5 protein-coding genes are annotated in these 3,941 nt (G+C 52.0%); all 5 read left to right on the forward strand.

Annotated features, from left to right (window positions below):
• The first annotated feature begins 160 nt into the window (after positions 1–160).
• Complete coding sequence (locus C812_RS01065; RefSeq protein WP_028539776.1) at positions 161–967, forward strand: alpha/beta fold hydrolase; 807 nt, start codon at positions 161–163, stop codon at positions 965–967.
• A 151-nt stretch (positions 968–1,118) separates the two neighbouring features.
• A complete protein-coding gene (locus tag C812_RS01070) occupies positions 1,119–1,766 on the forward strand; it encodes a DUF6483 family protein (RefSeq protein ID WP_016310858.1) in 648 nt (215 codons plus the stop codon).
• Positions 1,767–1,819: 53 nt separating this feature from the next.
• Complete coding sequence (locus tag C812_RS01075; RefSeq protein WP_016310859.1) at positions 1,820–3,001, forward strand: class I SAM-dependent methyltransferase; 1,182 nt, start codon at positions 1,820–1,822, stop codon at positions 2,999–3,001.
• 285 nt (positions 3,002–3,286) lie between these two features.
• Entirely contained in the window at positions 3,287–3,604 is a 318-nt protein-coding gene (locus tag C812_RS01080) for a transposase (RefSeq protein ID WP_016310860.1), read from the forward strand.
• 50 nt (positions 3,605–3,654) lie between these two features.
• Positions 3,655–3,941: IS3 family transposase (locus tag C812_RS22150; protein WP_208855735.1), on the forward strand; the 287-nt coding region annotated here is incomplete at its 3' end.

Here is a 3,941-nt window from a genome sequence, read left to right on the forward strand (position 1 = left end):
GCGAGGGACAGAGCAGCGGAGCGTACGTTTGGGGTACGTGAGCAGCGGAAGGCCCGGCTGAGTTCAAGATTCGATGTCGAACACGCTTCAAGGTTCACCACGTGATCCGAAGATAACTTTTTGAACAACCTTTAAAATTGAGATGAAAGTGGGTAGCGTAATGGACAAAGTAACAGTCAACGGAACAACGATCGCCTATGAACAACAAGGACAGGGCGAAACAGTAGTTTTGCTGCACGGTTTCTGCGGCAGCTCCGCTTACTGGGAGAAGGTTCAGCCGCTGCTTGCCGAACAATATCAGGTCATCGCCCCCGACCTTCGGGGCCACGGGGCCACAACTGCGCCAGTCGGCGCGTATACGATCGATCAAATGGCGGATGATGTCGCCGCTCTGATGGAGGCGCTGGGCATCACCAAGTACACGCTGCTGGGCCATTCGATGGGAGGCTACACCGCCCTCTCATTAGCTCAGCGGTATCCAGATCGGTTGAATGCCTTTGGTTTGATCCACTCCACCGGCTTTCCGGACAGTGAAGAAGCGAAGGAGAAACGGCTTCAAGCGGTTTCCCGCATCCGGTCCGAAGGCATTACCCACTTTGTAGATGGGCTCGTGCCGGGGTTGTTTGCACCGGACAATGTCAGCAAACTTGGAGCTGAAGTGGATCGCGTGAAGGAGATTGGCTACAAGACGCCGCCTCAAGGGGCAACGGGAGCCGCGCTGGCGATGCGCGAGCGGCCCGACCGCCGAGACGTGATGGAATCGACAGCGCTACCACTGCTGCTGGTCGCAGGTGAAAACGATAACGTCGTACCGATGGCGCGGCTATTTACGACCGAAGGGCCCAACGTCACAAAGGCGGTCATTAAAGGCGCGGGCCACATGAGCATGTACGAAGCGCCGGAGCAGCTCACAGCCGTCATCGCCGATTTTATGCGCAGCGTCACGGGAAAGACCGTAGAAGTGTAAAACCTAGCAAGTCTAAACAACGTTTCGCAAGAATCAGCTAGTCGAACCGAGGCCAAGGAACCGGAGATTTCATGGGAAACTCCGGTTTTACGGCTTTTTTTGAATTGGCGGGAAGCCAGCCTTGAACTTAGGGACGAGAGGAGGAGTGTCCGTGCTGCGAAGAGATTACCTGATGAAGATGATCGAAGAAATGACGGAAATGCTGGGAAAAGTGTTTATGCTCAAACAGCAGAAAAAGAAGATTGAAGCATTATGGACGCTCGACGAGCTGTTTAAAAGACAGTTTCGCTTGAGCTCCCATCTGCTGGAGAACTTACCTGCCAAAGACATCGTGCGCCTGTTTCAAAGCGGCGGGGAAATCGAGGCGGACAAGCTCCAAAGTCTGTCCCGTCTGCTCAAAGAAGAGGGAGACGTCTACGAGAGCTCTGGAGAGTCGGACGAAGCGGCAAAGCGCTGGATCAAATCATTTCATCTATACTTGACCGCTGCGCTCCATGGGGCGGACCGCTCCCTATGGGATCTGCCCGCGGCCATTGCTGAGCTGCAATCGCTGCTGAAGTCTTACCGTCTTCCGCCGGACACCGAATGGCTGGTGTTACAATGGGAAGAAGCGGAAGGCCGGTACGACCAGGCAGAAAATGCACTCTACCGCTTGCTGGAGGAAGGCCATGCTACTAAAGAAGAGGCGGTAGCGTTTTACCAGCGGTTGCTTGCGCTACCGCGAGATACACTTGCGGCGGGAGGCTTGCCGGTTGAAGAAGTTGAAGAAGGGCTTGCCGACGTCCAGGCTAAATGTTGAACAACCGTTATGATTTATTGACTACTATGCAGAAAGGCAGCTGTTAATCAATCATGGAATCACTGCGCAAACTCGCGAACGAACTGGCGGAGAAGGGCAGTCTGATCACAGCAACGATCAGCGGCCGCCGCAGACCGGGGGAGACGGAATACACGAAGGTTCAGATCAAACCGGTCGAAATCAAAAAGAGTTTACACTATCAATTTGCCTACCACTACCCCAACAAGGTGCTGCATCAAAATATCCCGGCTGACGGTTTCGCGGACGAGCTGGCGAAGTTGTTTGAGGAGTTCCGGCAAGGATTGCTGTGCACGGCGGAGGCCGATTATCAGGTCTTGATCAGCAAGAAGTTTAAGGTCACGATTCTGAAAAAAGCCCCCTCGCGTAAGCCCCTGGGGACGCTGACCCATAATCGGAAGAAGCAATATGTGTTGGAGGAAGGAACGCCGGTTCCGTTTTTGGTGGAGCTCGGGATCATGAACAGGGAAGGCAAGGTGCTCGCTAAAAAGTACGATAAGTTCAAGCAAATCAACCGTTTCCTTGAAATGGTTCAGGATGTCCTTCCTCATTTACCGACGGGGCGGCCGCTGACCATCGTTGATTTTGGGTGCGGCAAATCCTATTTGACGTTTGCGCTGTATCATTATTTGGCCGTACAGCAGCAAAGAAAACTGAACGTGATTGGCTTGGACCTCAAGGCCGACGTAATCGAGCATTGCAGCGGGTTAGCACGCAAACTGCAGTATGACGATCTGAAGTTTCTTGTTGGCGACATCGCCGACTATGACGAGCTTAACGCGGTGGATATGGTCGTAACGCTCCACGCCTGCGACACGGCGACAGATGCAGCGCTGGAGAAAGCGGTGCGCTGGGGCGCATCGGTCATCCTGTCCGTGCCTTGCTGTCAGCATGAGCTGTTTAATCAGGTGCAAAACGAAGTGCTGCAGCCGCTGTTGGGTCATGGCATCCTGAAGGAGCGCTTCTCTGCACTGGCGACGGATGCGATTCGCGCTAAGCTGCTGGACGTGATGGGCTACAAAACGCAGCTGCTGGAGTTCATCGATATGGAGCATACGCCGAAAAATATCCTGATCCGCGCCGTGAAATCGGGCGGAGGGAACGTGTCGCAGCTTTGGCGGGAGTATACGGTGTTCCGCGATTTCCTAAGCGCTGATCCGTATCTGGAGCGCGCTTGTCGCGATTTGCTGCCGGAGGCGGCAACGCAAAGTAACTGAGATGGAACCGGTTGGGAGGTGTCCCAACCGGTTTTTTTGTGGTTTTGATAGGGGAGGGGGGCTGTTGCTGATACAGGGGGCACGATAACTGCAAAAGTGCAGTTATTTTTTGGAATTTGGACTTAAAACGCGAGTTTAACTGCAAAAGTACAGTTATTTTTCTGCGATTTTGGGAAAAGCACCGATTTCGCCAGAAATGAACTGTAGTTTCCCTAAGGCCCCCTAAATAAACTGGAGTCCTCCCCTACAAGGATTTACAATGGAAATAAGGGAGAGGATTCAGTTATGGGAAAAGCCAAAGATGAATTTCGTTTAAAGGTAGTAAGAGAAGCTCTGTCCGGGATTAAGGTGGGGGTGCTTGCCCGGTCGTATGACCTGCACCCAGAAACCATTCGAACCTGGATTCGAGCATACCGAGATCAGATTACAGATGTGGATACATCACTGCCAGACCAACACCTTCAAGAACTCAAACGACTTCAAGAGATTGAAGAAAAATACGAGAAAGCGATGAAAGTGCTTGGTGAGAAAGAACTCGAAAATGAGATCCTGCGTGAACTCGTAAAAAAGAAAAACCCCGCTTATCTGAAAAACTTGAAGTAGCAGAACCATTCATTAAGCGGGGGGAACCAACAGCTGTAGTTCTGCGGATTTTGGAAATTGCTGAATCGACATACTACGATCGAAAAAAGCGAGCTGCTACCCCAAAGACGGAGCCGTTATCAACGGACAAACGCGGTCGCCCTACACCTGGGTACTCTCTAACTGTTACAGGGATCCCCATTAGCGATGAACAGATTAAAGAGTGGCTCCTTGAGCTGCTTGAAGGCGAAGAACATGTCTACGGATATAAACTGTTGGGCCAATGCATTCGGGATATTCACCAAGTCATAATTAACAAAAAGAAAACGTATCGTCTTTGCAAAGAACTCGGCATTCT

It is taken from the genome of Paenibacillus barengoltzii G22, assembly GCF_000403375.2.
Classification (GTDB): domain Bacteria; phylum Bacillota; class Bacilli; order Paenibacillales; family Paenibacillaceae; genus Fontibacillus; species Fontibacillus barengoltzii.